The organism is Paenibacillus agilis (genome assembly GCF_007786455.1).
In the GTDB taxonomy this organism is placed as follows: domain Bacteria; phylum Bacillota; class Bacilli; order Paenibacillales; family Paenibacillaceae; genus Paenibacillus_B; species Paenibacillus_B agilis.
Genome location: NZ_VNJK01000001.1, coordinates 2,874,179 through 2,897,195, shown reverse-complemented (window position 1 = coordinate 2,897,195; position 23,017 = coordinate 2,874,179). Strand labels below are relative to the sequence as shown.

Genomic DNA, 23,017 nt, shown 5'->3' with positions numbered 1-23,017 from the left:
GGAAATACCAGTGAGAAGATTTGATGTCGTTCAAAGAGAATTAGTTAAAGCGTTTGAAGAAAGAAAGAGTTTAACCGATCAGAAAGTGGTTTCCTTAAGTCAAGAATTGGACGACCATATTGTAACGCTGCAGAAGTTAAAGCAAAAGTCTGGGTGTTCAAACTTAGTAGCGAACAAGCTGCAAGAACGCTGCTGAACCTGAGGATCGATACTCCTATTCAATATGAGCAATCAAGTGCATTGTAAGCTTACATGTATATAAATCAACCTGCATAGAAGTTGGAATGGGAGGCTGGGGACGATTTTCATATCATTTGATGTTTAGCCAGTGAATGTGCATGCAAATGCCGTTTGCTGGCTTATTCGTCTGTCATCATGAAATCTGCACATATCGTATGAAAATAACTTCTTGGGCCCATCTTATGAACTGTGGAGGTGATAATAATGGCAGGAAGAAACAGCAAGCCGAAAAATAATGGGCCAGCTTCAAGCCCTAGCCGTATTGATCAATTTGGAGATAAGCTGGCAGTTGAGACGAGCTCCAAGTCAAAGCGCGAGGGTAATCCATCCTAAAGGCGCACGTATTATGCTGTGAATGAACATGCCTATAGAGGATAGCAGCTTTTCAAGGAAAAGCTCGCTATCCTTTATTTTTTATAATGAGTTAGGTTCTCTAGGCCTTGTACAGCAAGAGTTACTATTTTATACGAATATCAAGAAGCATCAGAAGAACACTTTGTCGTATAATGGGAGCTGTCATATAGGCTGTATGTGCATTCGAATAAAGAGGTGGTCGGAATTTGCTAAAAAGAAAGTCATTATATACGATATTAGCTTTGGTTTCATTCGGAATTATCGTTTATGCTTCCTATTTTAATTTTATTCATGATCCGCAGGCTGAGGCATTTCTAAGTCATAAAGAAGGCCTGAAGCGTCCACTCCAGCTCCCACTATGGCTGAATGTGATGTATGTACATGTTGTTTTTGCTTGTGTGACACTTGTATCCGGGCTGCTGAATTTTTCATCTCAATTGTTAAAGAGCAACCGTCAACTTCATCGAGTGAATGGCTACATTTATGTTGTATCCGTATTTATGGTCGCGCTCACTTCAGGATATATGGCACCTTATTCAACCGGTGGTAAAGCAAGCAGCATTGCATTTAACATGCTAAATATCATTTGGCCCTTCATGAACGGAATGGCGATAATAAGCATTCGGAAGAAGCGTCTCCTTCAGCACCGAAAATGGATGATCCGCAGCTTTGCATACTGCTTTACAAATACGCTTATCCATTTGATAACGTATGTTATGCATAAAGGCTTTGGTTTCGCCTATGTGAGCAGCTATACGATAAGCATTTATTGCTCCCTTATTATTCTTCCTATTTTAGCGGAAGTGGTCATTAGAACTACACTGCCACGCTCTGAGCAAGCCGTTCAAATGAAGTAAAATATATCCTGCATGATTCGTGACTTTCTCCTTTGGCAGCTATAAAATGGTAATGAGTAACAAGCTTTATTCTGCCAATCGACACAATCGAGGAGGAGTACGATGAAAGCTATAGTGGTTGAGCAATATGGCTCTACAGAACATATGAAATATGTTGATGTTGATCTCCCTTCTATTCACTCCAAACAAGTGTTAATTCGTGTTCGGCGCACAAGTGTAAATTTTGCGGATATTAAAGCTAGACACGGGAACAAAGGGAAAGGCAAACTTCCCTTCATTCCAGGGCTAGAAGCAGCGGGTGTCGTGGAACAGATTGGTCAAGAGGTGACATCTGTACGTGTCGGCCAGCGTGTTATTGCTTTTCCGCACCATGGATCATACGCTGAATATATCGTGGCAGATGAGAATTTAACATTTGCAGTACCCGATCATATTGAAGATGATACTGCAGGTGCATGCGGCATTGTTTCTTTGCTTTCCTATAAATTGCTGGCCGAAATAGCGCGTATGGAGGCAGGAGAAACGGTACTTATTCACTCCGCTGCAGGTGGTGTGGGGACGACAGCTATACAAATTGCTAGAGCGATGGGTGCAGCGAACATCATTGGGACAGTAGGCAGTGCACATAAAATAGAAGCAGCTAAAAGCGTTGGTGCTGACTATGTACTGCAATATGATTCCGAGAACTTTATAGAGCAGGTTAGTCAGCTTACAGAAGGGCGAGGCGTTGATATCATCTTAGATTCCGTTGGTGGAGAGGTAACCGAAAAAAGTATGCACTATCTTGCTCCGTATGGGCGTCTTATCGTGTTCGGTAATTCTTGTGGGAAGTATGGAGAATTGAATACGAAGGATTTTCATGCAAGCTGTCGCTCTGTGCTTGGATACAGCTTTGGTACGACGAGGAAAGAACGGCCTGAAAGCTTGCGCGAAGCGGCTGCACCAATATTTCGACTGTTCGAACAAGGGAAGTTGGATATAAACATTGGCAGTCGCTATTCCTTACAGGATGCCTCACTTGCGCATGAACTCGTGGAGAGCAGAAACAGTACGGGGAAAGTGCTTTTAGTTGTAGAATAGCAGTAATCAATAGATAATTACATGCATGCGGCGTTCTATTATGAAGAGAGGGGAGCAGGAGAGTAGTTGTGAAGCCTTTGATAAGTATGAGATGAACGTTAATCAATATGGTCTTAGGCGATTCATGAGTCAAGCTCCTGCGCATCTTTATGGAAATCATTTATATGGATACGAAAGAAATTCAAGCAGAAGATGTTTCACGTGTGTTTGAAACGTCTGGCATTAATAGACCTTATCAGGACTTAGAAAGATTGAAACGAATGATCGAGAACTCGGATATTGTTATTACTGCATGGGATGAGGGGAAAATGATTGGCATTGCGAGGGCATTAACTGATTATTCGTACTGCTGTTATTTATCTGATCTGGCGATAGACAAGGCTTATCAAAAAGGTGGTATTGGAAGGCAACTCGTCAATCTTGTAAAAGAGAAAATTGGTGAGGAATGCTCGTTGGTATTGTTATCGGCACCAGGTGCTATGGACTATTATGAAAAGCTTGGTTTTAGTAAAGCGGATAATGCTTTTGTCGTAAAAAGAGTGAAATAGTACAAACAATTAGGCATGTACATATGTAATAATCGCGTGGTAAAATATGTATCAATCATCACGGTATCGTTTACTGCATCAAGAGCCTTAGAAGTGGACATCTCGGTATCCTTTTCTAGGGCTTTTTGATTTTTCATCTGCCTGATGTATAGACATAAAGGGGGAATTCGATGAAGAAAAGCTTCTTGCTAGGGATGATGTTGTTAGCTCTGCTCGTTCTTGCAGGATGTACAAAATTACCATATCCAGAGGATGATGCGTATCATGCTCAATGGGATTACCCGTATATGTATGCCGGACAAGGTCTAGAGACAGCATGGACAAAGCAAGGCCATTATTTTTTGTTCAATAATTTCATTTATTTTATGAAAAATAATAGCACGAAACCGCAACTTATCGATACGCGTACCGAGCAGAAATGTACAGAAAGTCCAAACCGAAGCAATTGTAAAGCTTATGTACAAAGAACACATACGGCAGTAAAGAGAGGAAATATAACTTTCGAGCCGCCACGTTTTTTGCAGTACTATGATTCTCAACTCTATGTGTTGGAAAATGAACATAATCCTGAAAAGGAGAATGAGCAATCGTACTTAACGTGGACCTTAACTAGCATGAACGTCGACGGCAGCAATCGGGAAGTAGTGAAGACATTTGAAGCTCCACCCGATTCATTGGCGCTGCATCGCGGCTATCTTTATTATTCGATTTGGGAAAAGAATAAGGAAGGCAGTGAGCAAGTCAAAGTATTAAAGGCAAAGCTTACGGCACTCGACAAAAAGCCAGAAGTTATCTATAGCGAAACGGATAATATTGTATCAGTTACGACTATTACTCCTTATGGGAATCAACTGTATTGGACGATGCTCACAAAAGATAATTATAAAATCCAGCGGTATGATTTGAACAATGAAGAGATAAAGACTCTTTTTGACCGCAAGGATGGGAGCATTAACTTTTTGCTAAGTATTTCGGAGAATAGACTTTATTTCTCTTATTTATATCGAAAAATGGAGGACAAAAGGTCTCACAAGTTATATTCCTCTGATCTTCAGGGGAACAACATCGTAGAGGAGAAGATCGAGTATCCCCCAGTCTTTTCGTTCATGTACAAAGACAAGTCTTACTCTTATATCCATCCTTCGGGAGGCTATGTACGTTCTTACAAGTTGGATGTGCCGCTTACCTTAGCGATTTTTAAACAAAATAAAAAAATTCATGAAGTGGATATGTCCTCATTACCACTAGATCCTGAACTTGTCGCTGGTGATGAACGTTATATGTTTATGCGAATCAATAAAGGTACTAGCAGCTCGTTGTTATATTTGGATAAAAGTCAAATTGAATCTGGACAAGCTGCGTTCAAGCCGTTGCTAGGAGTTGATCCTAGTTTGGTGAAATAGACGATTTATGATGGGTTACACTAACATTTTATTACTAGGAGATGAATGTCATGAGTGCACAATTTGAAGCATATCAAGCAACGATACAAGATTTAGAGGCAATAGCGGAAATATTCGATCAATATCGTATATTTTATGGACAACAGTCGGATGTAGCTCAAGCTCGTGAATTCTTATTTGATCGGTTTGAACATCGGGAATCTATTATTTTCATCGTAAAAGATAAGAGTACAGGTACAATTGCTGGTTTTACACAGCTTTATCCTGTCTTCTCCTCAATTTCAATGGAGCGATCTTTAATTCTTAATGATCTGTATGTTCGTGAATCTCATCGAAGACAAGGAATAGCTCAACTATTATTGGATGAAGCCAAGAAATACGCTCAATTGATCAAAGCGAAGGGGCTAGAACTGTCCACAGCGATAGATAATGAGCAAGCGCAGCGTTTGTATGAGCGTAATGGATATGGCCGTGACGAACATTATTATCACTATTACCTAAGTGTAAAAGGGAATGTCCCTGTTTGATATAAATCTGGATTTATGTGTGAAAAAGTGCATGAGATAGGACTGTGAACGAAATGATGCTATTTCAAGAAAATGAACTTTCTATTAGGGAACTTGATCATAGTGATGTTGATTTACTTGTAAAATGGCTATCTGATCCTGCCGTGCTGATGTACTACGAAGGCCGTGATCGTCCGCATAATAAAGAGATGGTCATAGAAAGTTTCTTTGGTGATCAAGAATCCGAAGAAAAGCGGTGCATCATCCAATATGAATCCAAGGACATAGGGTATATTCAGTTCTATCCGATAGGTGAAGAAGAAATACAGAGGTATGGTTACGAGTCGTATCAGGGTCGTATTTATGGGATGGATCAGTTTATTGGGGAGACGGATTATTGGAATCGTGGGATCGGTACGCAGCTCATTCGAGCTACAGTTGCTTATCTCATTGAACATAAAGGTGCAACGAAAATCGTCATGGACCCACAGGCTCGTAATGAACGAGCGTTGAAAGTGTATGAAAAAGCGGGCTTTGTAAAGAAAAAGTTTCTAGAGAAGCATGAATGGCATGAGGGAGAAATGGGAGATTGTTGGCTCATAGAATATGATACGAAGAAGTAATCTGAATTTAGATGAATCGGGATTTACAAGCGATAAGAGATAAGTATCATTTCGTATCTTAATTTAGTATCAGAATAATTTTGTACTTGACCCTGTACTATGGTACAGGGTTTATGATTGCTGGGAAGGAGGAGGCTATGGTTAGGTTAACGATAAGTCAGGTTGCTGCGCAGTCTAATGTTCATCTTGAAACCGTAAGGTATTATGAACGACGTGGGCTAATCGCTAAGCCTTACCGCAATGCATCTGGTTACCGTATGTTTACTCAAGAGACTGTTGAAGATATTCAATTTATTAAAAGAGCACAGGAGATTGGATTTAGCCTTGAAGAGATAAGAGGACTGTTGACGATATACAGACAAGAGGACTACTTTCCGACTTATGAATTGTATCAAACTGCACTTTCTAAAATTCAAGAAATAGACGAACAAATAAAGCGATTGAGTCATTTCAAAGCTACGTTGGAAGCTGTAACACAACGTCCATCGTCAATGCATGCATCTTCAAAGTTACAATGTCCAATTCTTCTAAAATGCTCTAATAAGGAGGAAGATATTGATGGCAAAGATAGAGGTCTTTATTGACAGCAACCCTGCGAATGAGGAGTTTGTTGAAAAAGTAAAAGTGGCTGCTTGTTCGAAATGCGACATTGTTGTATATAAGCTCGATGAGCAAAATGAGGCTGCAGAGTATGTGGACAAAATAAAAGTCTATGGCATAAGTTCATACCCGTCAGTTGTATTAAATGGGAAGTTAGTTGATTTAGAAAAAATAAGTAAACTACATCTGCTCAAGTTAGTACTTATCGGCCGATAAGTATTTTCACTTCATATAATGATGAGGAAGATATCATGGCACGCAAAAGGAAAAGGGACTAGCACGTTGACTATAACGATGCTAGTCCCTATTTTTATCCGAAAAATGGAGAAACGATTACTGCAGCTGCCATAAAGAAGCAACGTTTGCAGGTTCCCAACCTACGAGTGAAGTATGCGGCTGACGACATTTATAGACAGCCCCATTATAAGAAACGAGTGTACCTGTCGTGTAAGCTGTATTTGGTGCCCACGCTGGGACCGTTGGTTGAGCAGTCGTTGTACCCGTTACCGTACTTGCAGTTGACTGATTGCCCGATGCATCTAACGCAAACACGTTAAACGTATAGGATGTGGATGGTGTAAGACCTGTTACTGTGTAAGAAGTTGTAGTGCCAGATATGGTTGCTACTAAAGTAGTGCCATTGTAGACACGGTAGTTGGTCACACCAATATTGTCTGTGGAAGGATTCCACATGAGCTGAATGCTATTGGCGGTTGGCGCTCCCATGACATGCAGATTGCCAGGTGCAGTAGGTGGTGTATTGTCTGGTACGAGCGGATTGGTCGTGACGGTAAGGCTGTTGCTATCAGGAGAAAGGTTACCTGCGGCATCGAAAGCCTTAATTTTTAGCGTATATGCTGTGTTTGGTGATAATCCCGTAACATTATAGTTCAAAGTACTACCGGTGACAGTTCCTACAAGTGTAGAGCCAGAGTAGACATTGTATCCAGTTACACCTACAGCATCTGAAGATGCGCTCCAAGTTAAGGCAATGCTATTCGTCGTTTTGGATGGAGATGCTAATGTTCCTGGAGCAGTAGGTGCAGTTGTATCGACTGGGTTGGAACCTCCAAAGTTTACATCGATAACATTATAGAAGGCATTACCTGTATCAGCAATTTCCCAAACGGCTAGAATGACATGATATCCGGAGCGGGATGGTACATTACACGTATCTGTATAGGTGGCAGGTGGCTGAGTGCGGTTATAAGGGACGTCGCAAAATGGCGTAAGATCGAAGGAATTGCGGCTAAGTGCGGCATTTGGATTCCAGTTTGGCTTCGTAATATAGTATTTCCAGCTTGCCGTTGAATGTCGTGCAGTGAGTGTCCATTTAAATGTGTTTGTTCCAGAAGAGATATTTACTTTCGCCCAGCGAGTGGAAGATTGTTCATCAAGCTTCGGAAAAATGCCACCTGCGCTGGCTATTTTGCCGTCAGCGGGACCGGCGGCTGGAAATCCTTTAGGTGCTTCTAAGCTTTGCGGCTCATATATAATCGCGCCACAATCTGTATTTTGTCCTAGTTTACATAGATAGGCTCGGCTTGCTGGTCCATCGACATAACCGTGCGCGGATACTTGTTGAGAGAACAGGGTGAAAGCAAGCAAAGCAACAATGGCAGCACCACAGCTAATGAATAAGTGTTTCATGGTAAAGCGGGACTTGCTAAATGATTTGTACATAAAACTACCTCCTTGTAATATGGGTTTTGATGATTTTGATTGTTAGTTTGATCACTCCTCCTTTCCACAACAACATTCTATTGAACGAGGTTGCATAATATGAGGGCAGTTTGAAGATTTAAGTCAAAAGCTTGTACCCAAAAAATCATTCTTTTGACGAATAGCATCATACAACGAGGAAGTAATTACAAGAATTTACTTTTATATTAGAGAGATACAAGTGGAGAGGTAGATTGTATACGTTTTATTCACTATGGAATAAAGAAGCGGGATGAAATTTGAAAATAAAAGTGATTTTCTCTCTGAACATTTGCAGACTTGTAAAGTCAGAATATATCAAATGTTAGTAGGTAAAGGTTTCTCGGGAATATATTTATAAATGTATAATTGAACAAAAAAATAGAATTTATATATTAACTAGAAAAATGTAAAGTTCGACGGAATAATAATTAATTATATTAATTGGTCATATTTCTATGAAAATGCTCTTTAGCTCTTGAAAAATTCATGCCTGATTTACCACTTTTTGAAGGTAGGCGAATTGTCCCAGTGATTTGTCATATGTTCCTGTAAATGCCATGCTGAGATGCCTCGTTAGGTCAAGGTTGTATTTTTGTAGAATGAGAGATATGAAAAAATGATATAGTCTAATGCTGAGTAAGCAGCTATAAACAAGCCTAAATGGAAAGGCGCGTAGGATGGTTTCTTTGTCGATGTAAAGTGCTTCATCTATAACCGTTAAAGAGCGTTTAAATGTGATGAGTTCTCCGTGCATGTAAAACAGCTGTGTCTATGACACAGCTGTTTGCGTGAAAGTTTAGTTTCGGAAATTGATCTAAATCAAATAACGATGTAGACATTACAATTGTAAGTCAACTGCCAAGCAGAGTAATGGAAACATCATCGACAGTTATATCTGTACCTATAGTAGAAGAAAATAAAAATATTTCTAAATCAAAAGAAGTAGCTCCTCTATCTCCCGGTATTTGAAATGCATCTATAAATTGTTTATACGTGTTCATAGGTATAGCATTTATTCCATAAATAGCTGGTGAACCACCAAGCCTCACTCTGACTTGACCGAGCGTAGATACAACATTTCTGCGCAGCCACATAGAAACTTGATAGCTTCGCCCTCGTTTTAAATTCGATATTTTTTGCTTAAGTGTCATAACTGTATTTTCTACACAAAGCATTCTTGCGGCTTGCAATCCACTATGCGGGGTAACGGTTGTTACAAATATTTGCCCAAATGGAGAAGGAGGGCCAGGATTCCAAGGACTCAGTGTTCTGTTTTCAAATCCAGGATTTCTAATGGTGGTTTGAGTAGGCTGCGCCAGCAGTAGAGGTTTATTGATTCGTGATGGCGGTACAATTGCTCCTTTATTTTTATGCTTATGAGCCGCTTTTCTAATACCTATTTTTCTACTTTGCATATTGGTTACTCTCCTTAGCATTGATAAGGTTCCAATCTATGACTATCATATTCATTTTTTGAATAGAGGTGAATAAATAGATTAAGCGCTAAAATAGGCTGGAGCGACAATGAAGCTACCGACTGCTACATTTAAGCAAATTAACAATGACCAAAGGAAAAGGATCGATATGGAGTTAATCTCTATCCGGTCTTTTTTATTTTGAAGGAAGTTTTGCTTCTTTTCGGTATTTGCAGACCAAAAGATAACATTGTAATTACATTTGCAAAAAACTTTAATGCTCTGTTAACAGTCGTTTGACACAATGCGCAATCAAGGAGGCTACAATAATTTTGTACGAAAATGGTGTGTTATGGAGGTGTAATTTATAGATTTTAAGAAAGATTGAACATTAATTTAAAATATAGATTTCTGGATTTTGTTTATTGCTTATCAAAAAAATTACCATTTTTATTCGAATAGAGGTGCTTGGTTCATGTTGAAATCTGCTCCTAGATACTTATCTCTAATGTTTTGTGCTGTCATTGCTTGTATGGCAATTTTTCAGACTATCCCTGTCCATGTGGCTGAGGCAGCTAATCAAACGATTACGATGGACAAAGCTGTGTATTTAGAAGGAGAGTCTATTTCCCTTTCCTATACAGGAGCTTCGAAAAAAGATTGGATCGGTTTATACCCAAAAGGGGCCATGCCTCAAGGTAGTAGTCCTTCACTGACATGGAGCTATACGGATGTAACAGGCCATTCTGATGGCAAGATGACCTTCACGAAAGCATTGCCACCAGGAGAATATGAAGCAATCTATATGGAGGACGGCGGCTATAACGTTTTTTCACGAGTGCCGTTGTCTATCATTTCGTTGAAGTCTCCTGAGAGACTGAGCTTTGTGGATACAGATTCTGATTCAAATCAAGTAGCAGGCGATGTGAAAATTAAAAATCCAATCGATGTATCTAACATTCTCAACTATAACTTGTACTGGGGCAATGATGTTGGGAAGCTATCTGCTCATCCAGTTATCGCTAACATACCTTTGACAGTAGCAGGAGCAACCTATGCGGAGTATGAAACCTATACGTTCGCACCTGATACTCCGATTCCGAATGGTGCTACGAAATTGTTTGCTTATTCCCATTCATTAGCGGGCGAATCGGCAGCAGGTGTTGAAGTTGCGATCCCAGGTATCCCTGTGAAGAAGCCATTGGTCAGCTTTGAAGTGATTACGGATATGCATATTACGAACAACAAGAGCCATGTCCATAACAAAAATATCGAAGATGCGCTGCAAGATATCATTGCTTTGAATCCAGACAGCTCCGGACTTATGATGGTCGGGGACAACACGGAAAATGGTACTGAAGCGGAATATAAAGAGCTAGAACGTATTTTCAATCTATATAAGAAAGACCTTCCAGAAACATATTTTGTACAAGGAAATCATGATGTTCGTTGGAGTGATTGGGGCAAGACTTCCGAATTGTTCGCGAAGTACACGAATATGAAATCGAATTATTTTGATGTATGGATTGATGGCTATCATTTTATTTTTATCGGTACGGAAAAAGGTTTGAAGGACTACTCTTATTTATCGGAAACGCAGTTAAAGTGGCTGGATGAGAAGCTGTCAGAGAATGCATCACCAGATAAGCCTAAGTTCATTTTCCATCATCAGCCTTTAAAAAATACAGTCGCTGGCGCGAATGAGGGGACGCTTAAAACGAACTATTGGTATGGAGTAAGACAGGATACGGAGTTGAAGAAAATTTTGACGAAGCATCCGCAGTCTATTTTGTTCAGCGGACATACGCATTGGGAACTGGGCGCCAAAGATACGATGTACAATGCGAAATATGCGACGATGTTTAACGCCGCAGCAACATCCTATTTGTACACTGATGAAAATAAGAGCAAGGATGGCAGCCAAGGCTATTTTGTAGAAGTTTACGATGATAAAGTGCTGGTAAAAGGCAGGGATTTCAGAAATGACAAATGGATCCCGAATGCGCAGTTCGAGGTAAGTCTTTCTACACAGATTCCGTTTGTTGATCCGGCGAATGACCCTGACTTAACGTTAAGCAATCCAACGATCAAGCTGGTCAAAGGCACGTATACGCCAGCTGAATCGGTACAGGTCGCTTATACAAGCTCAGTTAGAGAAGATTGGATTGGTATTTTCCCTGAAGGTACTGTATTGAACAAATCTGCAAAACCAATCGCGAAGCAAAAAACGAACACGATTCAACAGCCTAACGGCACAGCAACCTTTGCAGGCTTGAACCTTGCACCAGGCAAATACGATGCGGTGCTTGTAGGGGAATCGGAATACCGGACAGATAATGATAACTTGGAGCTTGGGCGTGTTACGTTCGAGATCGCAGAACAAGTGGTTGACCAGCCTGAGGCTCCGCAAGCTATAGCATTTACTGATACGGACACAGCTGCTGGGAAAATTGGCGGTGATGTGAAGATTACACCAGCTGCAAATGAGAATAACATCGAGAAATACGTATTGTATTGGGGGAATGACAGCGGCAAGCTTGCTGGTCTAGCTCCGATTACATCCGTTGTTAAGACTGGTGGCAGCATGACGTATGCGATTGCTGCGGGTACAAGCATACCAGCTGGCGCTACCAAGCTGTTTGCATTTTCTGAAGGTAAAGGAAAAGAATCGGTGAACTACGCTGAAGTGGATATTAGCGATACAGGTGTTGTACCACCAATTGAACGCCCATTTGTTGTGACTAGTGCAGCATTATCGACAAACTCAGCAATGGTTGATGCAACGATATCCGTGAAGCCAACTGGAAAATTGGACAAGGCTGTCGTTGTCTTCCAGCTGATGAAAGGTAATACACCGATTAGTATCGCAGCCTATGAAGCGAAGGTGCCAGCAGAAGGCAGTACGTTTAACGCCAAGTTTAATGTAAATCGTAAAGATGGTTATCAGGTTCGAGTATTCGTCGTTTCTGACTTCAACGCAGATTTGACGAATATAGGCACACTGCTAGCCGAGCCAGTAACGTTGAACTAATTTACGTCTATACGTAGGAAAAATTTATGTATTGCAGCAATATTAAAGGTTTTATGTGCGAATGCTGCGGCCTAAACAAACGAAGAAAGAGGAGATTTGCTTGGGAAACAAGAAGAGCTTTATTTCCTTCATCATGATGACCATGCTTATGGTCTCTATACCAGTAGTGGTAAGTGCCAAGGAAGCAGTGCCCGCATTAAAGCTGGATACATCTACGAAATATCCGGGCGATGCGATACAACTAACAGGAACTTCACTGCTCAGCGACGTCATCGTGAAGATTGTCCGTCCAGATGGAACTGTGCTGTACTATAACGCGGTGAAAGTTACGCAAGGCACGTATAAAGATTCGATCACGCTGCCAACCGATGCGATGCTAGGCAAGTATACGGTGGTCGTTGGACAAGGATCAGCAGATCAATTGCCACACCAAACGTTCACGGTTGCGAAGAAGCCAGATGGAGGAAACGGCAACTCCAGCGGAGGCTCAGGATCTTCAGGAGGCAGCTCAGGGAGTGGAAGCAGCGGTGGAACAGGTGGAAATGGCGGTAACGGAAATGAGGGTGGTACACCACCAATTACCGAAGGAGCTGCTATAACCGTTAAAGAGAATGGAAGCGCGATTACAGCTGTCCTTCCTTCTTCGGCCATGAATGTTACGAAAGTAAATGAAAATGGGGCAGCTTTAGCAAAAGTCACGGTAGATAAAACGATACTGTCAGAAGCTTTTGAGGCGTTGAAAGCAAAGCCTAATGAGAGCGGGAAAGCTTTAGTAGTTGGAGTAACGGTACCTAATCTTGATGGTGCTGTAGGTGCTAAGGTTGAGCTTCCAGCGGGTGTATTAAAAGATGCACAAAACATACTCCCATCTTCATTGATTTCAATACAAGCACAAGGAGCATCCATTGAATTGCCAGTTAAGGGGATTCATACTGCCGAGTTAGAGCGTGCTTTGAGCACTTCGGCTACGAACATTAACATTGTTGTAACTTCGCAGACGATGCCTGCGCTGCTTTCAGAGAAAGACAAGCAGTCCATGATGAATGAGGGGATCACCAAATTGTCAGATCCAATTTCCTTCCATGTAGCAGGGGTTGCTAATAACGGCAAGCAAGTGAGGATTGAATCGCTAGGAAACAGTTTTATTAACAAAACGCTGAGCATTCGTTCAACGCTCAACATCGATTCGAAAAATGCGACAGTCGTAGCGATCGATCCGAATACACGCAAAATGCGCTTCGTCCCATCTGTCTTCCAGACGACGGCAGATGGCGCCACGATGGTGCATATCAAGGATCACGTAGCAACTGAAATTTATATGCTTGTTTCATCCAAGCCGTCATTCAAGGATACGGCTGGACATTGGGCACAGTCTTCCATCGAGCATATGGCCGCGAAGCAGATCGTCAAAGGAGTTGGCGTCAGCGGCTTCAATCCGAACGGCAAAGTAACACGCGCTGAATTCGCAGCGATGCTTGTTAGAGCGGCTGGATGGAAGAGCAGTTCTGAGCTGAAATTGACCAATTTCAAGGATGTTCAGGCAGGTGACTGGTTTGCCGGAGCTGTGCAGGTAGCAGCGGAACGTGGATTGGTGAAAGGGATGCAGGATGGAACCTTCCAACCAGATGCACCTATAACGCGCGAGCAGATGGCTGTAATGATTGAGCGATTTATGGAACTTGTAGATACGGAGCTGCAAGCTAACTCAGAGACCAGCTTGAACTTGGGTGAGCGTTATAAAGATGCGAGCCATATCAGCAGTTGGGCGCAATCGTCTATGGAGCGGCTAGTATCCAGCAAGCTGATGGTTGGCTTATCAGCAGATAAGCTTGCTCCGAAGGCGCAGACAACTAGAGCGGAAACGGTAAAAATACTCGAACGCGGCCTTCGTTATGCGAAGTTGATTAATTAAAGATAGATACCCTGTCTTATAAAATCGCAATCCATACCTTTCTAGGGTAGGAACACGAATGTAGGATCAAAATTAAATTACGAAGCCATAGTCGCATACCTTGGAATTGGACCCCACATCCTTTTCCAAGGCATTTTTTATTTATATTTGTCGATGGTTCTGATCTACTTGCTCCGCTAATTGTACGAGCAGCTTCATACCTTCTTTGATTTGCTGCTCATTTATATACGAATAGCTTAAACGAATCCAAGACTGCAGCTCCTTAGACGGATCACATATCGAACCAGGCACAAATGAAATCGAGTGCTCGATACTTTTAGCGAGTAGCTTTTCCAAGGAAAGCGTTTCTGGCAGTTGAATCCATAAGTTAAGGCCACCACTCGGGCTGTCCCACTTCCAATTCGTTACCGAAAGTGCCTCTTCCATAACAGCTTTGCGAATACTTAACGCGGTACGAAGCTTTACAATATGCTGTTGCAGACGTTCGGACATAAAGTAATGAAGGAAAATCTTCTGGTTTAACAATGGTGTTCCGTTGTCCGCTAATGACTTCACGGTAAGAAGATGCTTCATAATTGTGGGCTGGCAGCAAATAGCCGCAATTCGCAGTCCAGGTGCAACGTACTTACTAAAGCTGCAAATATAAATGACACAGCCTTCTGTGCTATACGAAAAGAAAGGAAGCGGAGGCTTGTGATCAAAGTAAATATCATGCATCGGATCATCTTCGATAATTAAACAGCGATACTGTTCAGCGAGCTCAACGAGTTTCTTCCGCTGTTCAATGGGAACGGTGTAGCCCGTCGGGTTGTGGTAGGTCGGATTGAGATAGAATAATCGCGGCTTAAATTGCTTCATATAGGCTTCAACTTGTTCCAAATCATATCCATATGGATAAATATCAATCGGGACAATCTGCGCTCCCTGATTTCTAAACATATCAATGGCAGCACTATAAGTCGGGCGTTCCATGAGAACAACATCCATAGGCTGGACAAGCATGCGTGCTAGCAAATCAATCGCTTGTTGGGAGCCCGATGTAATCATAATGTCATTTTGAGTGAGATAAAAGCCGTATTTATTAGCGAAAAAATGAGCCAGTGACTGTCGCAGCTCCTCATCTCCTTGAGGTGTTGAATACGTGCTGAGCATTTTTGGGTAACGTTCAACGATCTCCAACATAGATTCGGAGAAATAGCGATTAGGCAGTAAATTCGGATCGATAAGTGCATACGAAAATTGATAGTTCGCAGGTACGCGATGAATTTCGGAAAGGTGACTTTTATGTACATAGGAAAATACGATGGGGCTTTCCAGATCGTCGAAAGGCATCGTTACACCTGGTTGAACATAATAGCCAGATTTATCTTTGACATAAACCTTTTTTTCTTCTTTAAGCTGTTGATAGGCTTTAAATACCGTTAAACGGTTGACCTTCATTTCTTCTGCAAGCACGCGAACCGAGGGCAGCTTATGATGTTCCAGCCATTCTCCGCGCTGGATTCGATTCCATACATATTCGTATACAAGGCTATGCAGAGGCTTGCCTTGTGAGCGGTCCAATTCGATATGGTTCATTTCAGAATGCCTCCTTAATGAAACGGATTATTATTTCGCTTCCATATCAAATCTGTTCTATCCAAACTAAACTGTTCTATTATCGCCTTATTATAATGATGTCAAGTGGACTGTCAAGGAGGTATAAAGATGATTATCGTAAATTTTGTTTTGATGTGTATGGTATTTGGCACGACTTTTTTGGCGATCAAAGTAGGTGTGGATGCAGGTGCCCCTCCTTTCTTTTCAGCAGGTATTCGATTTGTGATAGCAGGCTCGCTCATTCTCATATGGATGGTTTTGAAAAAGAAAGCGAGCTTTTCGTTGCTGGTTCGCAAGGAAATGTGGTTGATTGGAATCGGGCTCACGTTTGGTACCTTTTCCTTAGTGTATTGGGCAGAACAATACGTGAGCTCAGGGACAGCTGCCGTCCTTTCTGCCACAGCTCCAATCGTCATCATATTGATGCAGATGGTGTTGTATCGAAATCGTGTAGAGGGCAGAAAAATGATTGGCTGCTTCATCAGCTTGGCAGGGGTAGTTGTGCTTGTCCTTCCACAACTATCGCTAGGAACAGACACGTTGTGGCTGTTAGGATGTACCGCCATTTTAGTCGGACAGATCTTTTATGCTGGTGGTGCTTTGTATTCGAAAAAAGTGATCGGCCGTTTTTCCGAAACATCACCGATTGCTCAAAATGCAGCTCAAATGCTTTGTGGAGGTATTCTGCTGCTCGTATTATCCGCGTTTAGCGAGCGCATTCAACTGGAATCACTACTATCTATGCAAGTGATTGGTTCCCAAATCTATTTGATTGTCATTGGGTCTATGGTGGGGCACACGATCTTTTATTGGCTGGTTGCAAATACAAATCCGCTGTTTCCTTCCATGTGGCTGTACATTTCTCCATTTATTGCGGTTAGTATTGGAAGCCTTCTCTATAACGAAGCCGTATCCATCTATATGATAGTAGGTTCTGTTGCAACGATTGTTGGGCTTGTAGTTGCAAATACGGAACTGTTCAGCAGCCGTAAGAGACAGACATTTTTAGCTAAGGGGATGTCACCAGATAGAGTTGCTCATGAGCAAACCAAAGGATAACGGGTCGTATTGTAAGGGATAAGTGTATCTAAATAATATGGGACAATGCTTCGTGTTATTAGATTGGGGAGATGGCTGGTATGCTGCTTGTACTTGTGGGAAAATAATGAGTAGAAGTTGGGAGCCATTGGGCACTAAGTTGAAGGAGGAATACGCTTGAACAAGCAGCTAATTGTACATAATGAAGTCTCTATTGATGCACCAGCTTCTGCAATATGGGAGGTGTTGGTGAATCCGCAATTTATAAAGCAGTGGGATGATCTGCCCGAGGACTTTGGCAGTGCTCATCTTACGCTGGGAGGCGTCATTGATTGGGCTGGATATTCAAGATTAACGGTCGTGGATTTCGAACCAGAACAACGTCTACGATTTGCCCTTTACGTACCGAAGTGGCCGCATCCTGCTGAGCATTATAATATCGGTTATACGTACACGCTTTCACGGCAAGGCGATCACATATTGCTTACTTCAGAGATTGGAGATTTTGCTGCCATTCCAAATGGGGAATCTTATTACGAAGAATCGGTGAAGTTTGGCAATCAATCCGTGCAAAAAATAAAACAATTAGCAGAACAAATATCGCATCGAGGAGTATAAGGATGGGTATACGGTTTTGCATGAGGGGCATTTGATTTCCATAAGGATCAAGTGTCCTTATTTTTTTAACCATTATTGAAGGTAGGGAGGCATGCAATGAAGTTCTTTCCATACGATCAGTATATCGCTCTAAATATGGAGACGACGAGTGATGAACAGCTCGAACAATTGGAACGGCAATGGCAGCACAATGGCCAACAGTATGGTGAGATTTATCAGTCACTAGCTGAAAGGCTGCCTGAGGAGGTATACCTTCATTTTAGCAAATTGGGATTTCATGATTATCGTCTGCTCAAAGTGGATATCGAACACTCCAGTCTCCTTCGTTCGAATGCTCATTTCACATTAGCGCGAAATGGAGATGATATCGAAAATAGCCCACTATGGATGTTGAGTTTCGATAACATTTCATTCTTTCAATTTGAACATCACAACTACGACAATCCAAGACCGATTATCCATCCTGAGATAGACAATTGGTTGTTTGAAGAATTCACTCCCGTTAACGAATGCACGATATCATTGGAAGTTTTATTTGAATCGGGCGGCAACATTCGCATCCATTTTCCTGATAAATCAATACATATGAAGCGTATAAAATAAGCATAGTGGTCTTTGAAAAGCATACTTATTTGAATGGAACATACATACTGACATACATGTAGAGAAGCTTCTCCATTCAGAAGTTTCTCTTTTTTTATTGAGGAAAGGAAGTGTGACCTATGACACTACTAGGTATAGTTATCGCCATTGGCATTAGTTTTATTTCTGTTTATATAGCAGGTCCAATCGGCGGCGTAGTTATTCCAGCACTTATGTTTGGTCTTGTATTCAGCACGTATTTGAGAACGAAAGAAATCCATGAAGATTTGAAAGCGATCAAAGCCCATTACGGCATTTTGAATGAGGCAGAAAAGGCAGAGATTCAAATGAAACAGCAGCTAAGAAATTTGTATGAAAATGAGATAGATAATAAAAAGTATAGTCCTGAAATGGAAAGAATCAATCGTGAAATCGAGTTGGAATTAGAGGAATATCATCAGAAGGATAAGGATAAGAAGGATGGGGAGCATTAATGCTACACAATAAAGACATCTGCTTATGATACAGTGAATATCACACCATGGGATGACATGACGTACGCCACCATTTTCGCAGAGGAGCGATTCGTTCATGGAGAGAGTAATAAAGAAAGAACCGAAAAGGGGCCTAACGGGGATAAAGGCTGTATCGATAGCATTCGTGATTCTTGTGCTTATTGCAGCAACCTTATTTGTTGACCAACCACCACGACCTCAACCAAGTACAGCCCCAACTGAACAGTTTTCCGCAGAAAGAGCGATGCAGCATTTACAATTCATTGCCAAAGAAACACGTCCTTCTGGCTCCGAACGAATCAAACATGTGAGAGACTATGTAGTCGCGGAGTTAACGAAGCTAGGCATCCAACCACAAGTTCAACAGGAACAAGGAACGACCTATGACAACAAATCAATAGAACTGCACAATATTGTTGGTGTCTTAAAAGGCAAGAACAGCGAGGGTAAAGCTTTAATGCTTTCCACTCACTATGATTCCGTTTATTTCGGGCCGGGTGCTAATGATGCGGGTGTCAGTGTAGCGGCTTTAATTGAAACCGTGCGGGCACTTAAGAATGGAGAGCCGCTTCAAAATGACATTTGGATCGTCATTACAGATGGCGAGGAAATAGGACTGCTCGGTGCCAAGGCATTTTGGGATAAAGCGGAGCATCGAGAGAAAATTGGGCTAGTCGCTAATTTCGAAGCACGTGGTTCCAAAGGTGCATCGTTAATGTTCCAGACAAGCGAAGAGAATGGAGCACTGATTCAACATTTTGCACAAGGTGCGCCAGAACCGGTTGCGAACTCCTTTATGGGTGATCTATATCGTTTACTTCCTAACGATACAGACTTAACCGTGGCCCTTCATGCTGGTATTCCGGGGCTTAACTTTGCTTATATTGCCGGGTGGAGCGCATACCATACACCTAAAGATAATTTGGAAAATGTCGACCTATCCACGCTGCAGCATCAGGGGGAAAATGCGCTGGCCATGTCCAGACAATTTGGCAATGCTGAACTTGAACAGTTGCGCAGTCCAGATCATGTGTACTTCAGTTTATTTGGACAATTGGCCCACTATCCTAAGTCAATTGTAGCTCCAATCACCATTGTGCTGTGGCTCACAGCTGTTGCCTTAATCGTCGTTGCATTCAGACAGCAGCAAATTCGATTGAGAGGTATGATGATCAGCGTACTTGCTGTTATTGGCAGTGCCGTTCTATCTCTCAGTGTAAATTACTTGCTGTATCAGCTTGTCTATACATTGTGGGCGAAAAAGATGACCTTGTTCAATGGTGCTACCTACGACGCTTATTTGTACCATATCAGCTTCTTGTTAATAACCCTGTTCGTACATGCCTTATTGATGAAAAAATGGAACGCTCGCACAAATGTACTTGAGATAATGTTGGTTGGAATGGTATTATTCCTTCTCATTCTTACAGTATCTGTTATTTGGCTGCCTGGTGCGAGCTATTTATGGATGGTTCCGCTCATTATTCACTCCATCGTGATTGGCTTCTCGTTATACAAAAAGGATGCAGATAGGGTATTAAACGGAGTTCCAGCCATACTGTTAACTGCTTTTGCTCCTATCGTGCTCTTTACGACATTATTCCATCTGCTGTTTCATGCGATGTCTCCATCCATCACGTTAGTGGTTTCAATCATTTTTACGTTCATATTAGCATTGTTAAATCCAGCATTTAGATTGCTCTCAGCTCATCATCGCTGGTTCGTTGCAGTTCTATCCGTATGTCTTGTTGTGCTGCTTGCTTGGGGTTGGATGAACGCAGTCCCAAGCGAGGATCGGCCTGTGTATGAACATTTGCTTGATGACCATTGAGGGGATAGGACATAAAAATATGAGGGTAAGAAGGCGGAAGTGCATCAAGCGCTTCTGCTTTTTTGTTTTCAAAAATGGAAAAGAGGTCTAGTTTTCAACCGAAATCCATTTGGATATGGTACAGTGTAGATAGCAGCTAGCGAATACATGACGTACGCCAAATCTCGTAGAGGAGCGATTCGTTCATGGAAAGAGTAGTAACAAATGAAACGATAAGGAATCTAAAAGGGATCAAGATTATATCGATAGGATTAGCCATTTTTGTACTCATTTTTGCCACCTTACTCATCGACCAGCCCCCTCGACCTAAACCAAGTACAGCCCCTGTTAAAGAATTCTCAGCCGAACGAGCCATGCAGCATTTACAGCAAATTGCAAAAGATATTCACCACAGCGGCTCAAAGCAAATCGAAGACGTCCGACAATATTTAATGGCAGAGTTAACGAGATTAGGAGTGCAGCCATACACGCAGCAAGAAGTAGGGATAACCTATGACAATCAAAAGGTAGATTTACATAATATTATCGGTGTTTTAAAAGGAAAGAGTAGTGGTGGTAAAGTTCTTGTGTTAATGAGTCATTATGATTCGGTAGATATGGGACCAGGGGCTAATGATGCAGGTACAGGCGTAGCTGCTTTGTTAGAAGCAGTGAGAGCGCTTACGAATAATGAACAACTTCAAAATGATATTTGGATCGTGCTTACAGATGGCGAGGAGATGGGACTCCAAGGAGCGAATGGCTTTTGGAAGCGAGCAGAACATCTAGAACAGATTGGACTCGTCGTAAACTTTGAGGCTCGTGGTTCTAAAGGAGCATCGTTAATGTTTCAGACGAGTGAAGACAACGGAGTGCTGATCGAACATTTTGCACAAGCGGCGCCAGAGCCAGTTGCTAACTCTTTCATGGGTGATATTTATCGACTGCTACCTAATCAAACCGATTTAACCGTATCCCTCCGTGCAGGAATTCCTGGAATCAACTTCGCTTATGTTGATGGGTGGACCGCGTACCATACTCCGGAAGATAATTTGGACAATGTTGATCTATCCACATTGCAGCATCATGGTGAAAATGCATTAGCGATGGCCCGACAATTTGGCAATATCAATCTTGAAAATCTGCGTACGTCAGACCATGTATATTTCAATTTATTTGGCCTACTTATTCACTATCCTTCCTCGCTAGTTGTTCCTATAGCCTTTATTTTATGGGTCGCATTCTCAGCTTTGTTGTTTGTTGCCTCCAGACAGCAGCATATTAGATTGCGAGGAATGACGACCAGTTTGCTTGCTTTAGTTGGCAGTGCTCTCCTGTCACTTGTACTATCCTTTGTACTGTATCAACTGGTGTATATGCTTTGGGCCAGCAAGGTCACCTTGTTCAACGGCGCGACATATGATGCTTATTTATATCACATTAGCTTCTTATTACTAACCCTCCTTGTTCATGGCTTCTTATTGAAAAAGCTGCATGATCGCATCAATGAGTTGGAAATGATGTTGACCGGAATGTTGTTCTTTCTCCTCTTGCTTACTGCATCCGTCATCTGGCTCCCAGGGGCAAGTTATTTATGGATGATTCCACTTATTATTCATTCCATCGTCATAGGCTTCTCATTGTATAAAAAGGATGCGAAAGTATTAAGCGGAGTTCCTGCTATGCTTGTAACGGCTGTCGTCCCTGTGACATTGTTTACAAGCTTGTTCCACTTACTGTTTATAGCAATGCCGCCTTTCAAGACCATTGTAGTCACCATCATTTTGACGTTAATAATAGCTATGCTGAATCCTATTTTTAGGCTGCTGTCATTCCATTATCGTTGGTTTGTCACTATTGTTGCTGCAAGTATCGTTGTTCTGCTCGCATGGGGATGGATTCATGCTGTACCAAGTGAAGAACGGCCCGTGTTTGAGCACTTATATGAACGGTATTAATAGAGCTAGTTAGAAAATATGGATAGATCACCATAGCAAGTGGAATGAGAACGAGTCATAAGTATCGGAGACAATAGATATATCTGTTGTCTCTTTTTGTATTTTATATTGATAATAGAGGGAATGAACGCAAGGTTTGTCGAACTGATAGGAATGTCGTCCTTTAAGATGGTGGCTGCTCGTAAATACAAGAACGTTATCTGCAATTCGTAGATGAAGTTAAGTTCATTTATTAGAGGAGAATTAATATGATTCTTGAAGTAGCAATCTTATATATCAAGCCTAATTTGAATAGTGAATTTGAAAAAGCATTTAAAGATGCATTTAAAGATGCATCTAAGATTATTAAGAAGATGAAAGGCTATATTAGTCATGAGTTACAGAAATGTTTGGAAGAAGACAACAAATATATATTGCTAGTTAAATGGGGAAAACTCGAAGATCATACGATAGGATTTAGGGAATCAGCGGAATATCAGGAGTGGAAGTCTTTATTGCATGATTTTTATAATCCCTTTCCTGTGGTTGAACACTATACCAGCATTGATTTAGTTTAAAATAAATCAAATAACAAGAAAAATTTATATTAGAACGGAAAGAATATTTACTACAAGAGGGTTGATC

General features: G+C 41.5%; 22 protein-coding genes. 19 read left to right on the top strand and 3 right to left on the bottom strand.

Features of this window, described 5'->3' with window-relative positions:
• Positions 1–10: 10 nt before the first annotated feature.
• From FPZ44_RS12680 to FPZ44_RS12640, 10 genes are all read left to right on the top strand, one after another.
• Positions 11–196: an aspartyl-phosphate phosphatase Spo0E family protein gene (locus FPZ44_RS12680; protein ID WP_186786037.1), complete on the top strand. Its 186-nt coding sequence runs from the start codon at positions 11–13 to the stop codon at positions 194–196.
• A gap of 248 nt (positions 197–444) precedes the next feature.
• A complete protein-coding gene (locus FPZ44_RS26865; protein ID WP_261378310.1) occupies positions 445–573 on the top strand; it encodes a hypothetical protein in 129 nt (42 codons plus the stop codon).
• 227 nt (positions 574–800) lie between these two features.
• Entirely contained in the window at positions 801–1,451 is a 651-nt protein-coding gene (locus FPZ44_RS12675; protein ID WP_144990695.1) for a DUF2306 domain-containing protein, read from the top strand.
• Between the two features lie 102 nt (positions 1,452–1,553).
• Positions 1,554–2,531 carry a quinone oxidoreductase family protein gene (locus FPZ44_RS12670; RefSeq protein WP_144990693.1) on the top strand — a complete coding sequence of 326 codons (978 nt, stop codon included), beginning with the start codon at positions 1,554–1,556 and terminating at the stop codon, positions 2,529–2,531.
• A gap of 164 nt (positions 2,532–2,695) precedes the next feature.
• Positions 2,696–3,079 (top strand): GNAT family N-acetyltransferase, encoded by a 384-nt coding sequence (locus FPZ44_RS12665; RefSeq protein WP_261378309.1) that lies wholly within the window; start codon positions 2,696–2,698, stop codon positions 3,077–3,079.
• Positions 3,080–3,249: 170 nt separating this feature from the next.
• On the top strand, positions 3,250–4,482 hold the full coding sequence (locus FPZ44_RS12660; protein ID WP_144990689.1) for a hypothetical protein: 1,233 nt from the start codon (positions 3,250–3,252) through the stop codon (positions 4,480–4,482).
• A gap of 50 nt (positions 4,483–4,532) precedes the next feature.
• Positions 4,533–5,009 carry a GNAT family N-acetyltransferase gene (locus FPZ44_RS12655; protein WP_144990687.1) on the top strand — a complete coding sequence of 159 codons (477 nt, stop codon included), beginning with the start codon at positions 4,533–4,535 and terminating at the stop codon, positions 5,007–5,009.
• Between the two features lie 53 nt (positions 5,010–5,062).
• Entirely contained in the window at positions 5,063–5,611 is a 549-nt protein-coding gene (locus FPZ44_RS12650; protein WP_144991826.1) for a GNAT family N-acetyltransferase, read from the top strand.
• Between the two features lie 137 nt (positions 5,612–5,748).
• Positions 5,749–6,195, top strand: a complete 447-nt coding sequence (locus FPZ44_RS12645) for a MerR family transcriptional regulator (RefSeq protein WP_144990685.1) — start codon at positions 5,749–5,751, stop codon at positions 6,193–6,195.
• Positions 6,170–6,427, top strand: a complete 258-nt coding sequence (locus tag FPZ44_RS12640; protein WP_144990684.1) for a glutaredoxin — start codon at positions 6,170–6,172, stop codon at positions 6,425–6,427. Before FPZ44_RS12645 ends, FPZ44_RS12640 begins: the two co-directional genes overlap by 26 nt.
• 117 nt (positions 6,428–6,544) lie before the next feature.
• Here the strand turns inward: FPZ44_RS12640 and FPZ44_RS12635 are convergent, their stop codons facing one another.
• Positions 6,545–7,894, bottom strand: a complete 1,350-nt coding sequence (locus tag FPZ44_RS12635; RefSeq protein ID WP_144990682.1) for a lytic polysaccharide monooxygenase — start codon at positions 7,892–7,894, stop codon at positions 6,545–6,547.
• A gap of 872 nt (positions 7,895–8,766) precedes the next feature.
• Positions 8,767–9,330, bottom strand: coding sequence for a carbohydrate binding domain-containing protein (locus FPZ44_RS12630; RefSeq protein WP_186786036.1), 564 nt, complete (start codon positions 9,328–9,330; stop codon positions 8,767–8,769).
• A 475-nt stretch (positions 9,331–9,805) separates the two neighbouring features.
• On the opposite strand from FPZ44_RS12630, the gene FPZ44_RS12625 reads away from it, so the two are divergent.
• Together FPZ44_RS12625 and FPZ44_RS12620 are read left to right on the top strand one after the other, a co-directional pair.
• Complete coding sequence (locus tag FPZ44_RS12625) at positions 9,806–12,361, top strand: metallophosphoesterase family protein (protein WP_261378308.1); 2,556 nt, start codon at positions 9,806–9,808, stop codon at positions 12,359–12,361.
• A gap of 100 nt (positions 12,362–12,461) precedes the next feature.
• Positions 12,462–14,273, top strand: a complete 1,812-nt coding sequence (locus FPZ44_RS12620; protein WP_144990678.1) for an S-layer homology domain-containing protein — start codon at positions 12,462–12,464, stop codon at positions 14,271–14,273.
• A gap of 141 nt (positions 14,274–14,414) precedes the next feature.
• Here the strand turns inward: FPZ44_RS12620 and FPZ44_RS12615 are convergent, their stop codons facing one another.
• Positions 14,415–15,851, bottom strand: coding sequence for an aminotransferase-like domain-containing protein (locus tag FPZ44_RS12615; protein ID WP_144990676.1), 1,437 nt, complete (start codon positions 15,849–15,851; stop codon positions 14,415–14,417).
• 129 nt (positions 15,852–15,980) lie between these two features.
• Here FPZ44_RS12615 and FPZ44_RS12610 point away from each other — a divergent pair, with 129 nt between their 5' ends.
• The 7 genes from FPZ44_RS12610 (at position 15,981) to FPZ44_RS12580 (ending at position 22,950) form a co-directional block, all read left to right on the top strand.
• Positions 15,981–16,931, top strand: a complete 951-nt coding sequence (locus FPZ44_RS12610) for a DMT family transporter (protein ID WP_144990674.1) — start codon at positions 15,981–15,983, stop codon at positions 16,929–16,931.
• A gap of 156 nt (positions 16,932–17,087) precedes the next feature.
• On the top strand, positions 17,088–17,528 hold the full coding sequence (locus FPZ44_RS12605; protein ID WP_144990672.1) for an SRPBCC domain-containing protein: 441 nt from the start codon (positions 17,088–17,090) through the stop codon (positions 17,526–17,528).
• 96 nt (positions 17,529–17,624) lie between these two features.
• A complete protein-coding gene (locus FPZ44_RS12600; protein WP_144990670.1) occupies positions 17,625–18,131 on the top strand; it encodes a hypothetical protein in 507 nt (168 codons plus the stop codon).
• Between the two features lie 119 nt (positions 18,132–18,250).
• Complete coding sequence (locus FPZ44_RS12595) at positions 18,251–18,604, top strand: hypothetical protein (protein ID WP_144990668.1); 354 nt, start codon at positions 18,251–18,253, stop codon at positions 18,602–18,604.
• Positions 18,605–18,701: 97 nt separating this feature from the next.
• Positions 18,702–20,456: a M20/M25/M40 family metallo-hydrolase gene (locus tag FPZ44_RS12590; protein ID WP_144990666.1), complete on the top strand. Its 1,755-nt coding sequence runs from the start codon at positions 18,702–18,704 to the stop codon at positions 20,454–20,456.
• Between the two features lie 185 nt (positions 20,457–20,641).
• The gene (locus FPZ44_RS12585; RefSeq protein ID WP_261378307.1) at positions 20,642–22,393 is read left to right on the top strand and encodes a M20/M25/M40 family metallo-hydrolase; all 1,752 of its coding nucleotides are present in this window, start codon (positions 20,642–20,644) and stop codon (positions 22,391–22,393) included.
• 248 nt (positions 22,394–22,641) lie between these two features.
• A complete protein-coding gene (locus FPZ44_RS12580) occupies positions 22,642–22,950 on the top strand; it encodes an antibiotic biosynthesis monooxygenase family protein (protein ID WP_144990664.1) in 309 nt (102 codons plus the stop codon).
• Positions 22,951–23,017 lie beyond the last annotated feature (67 nt).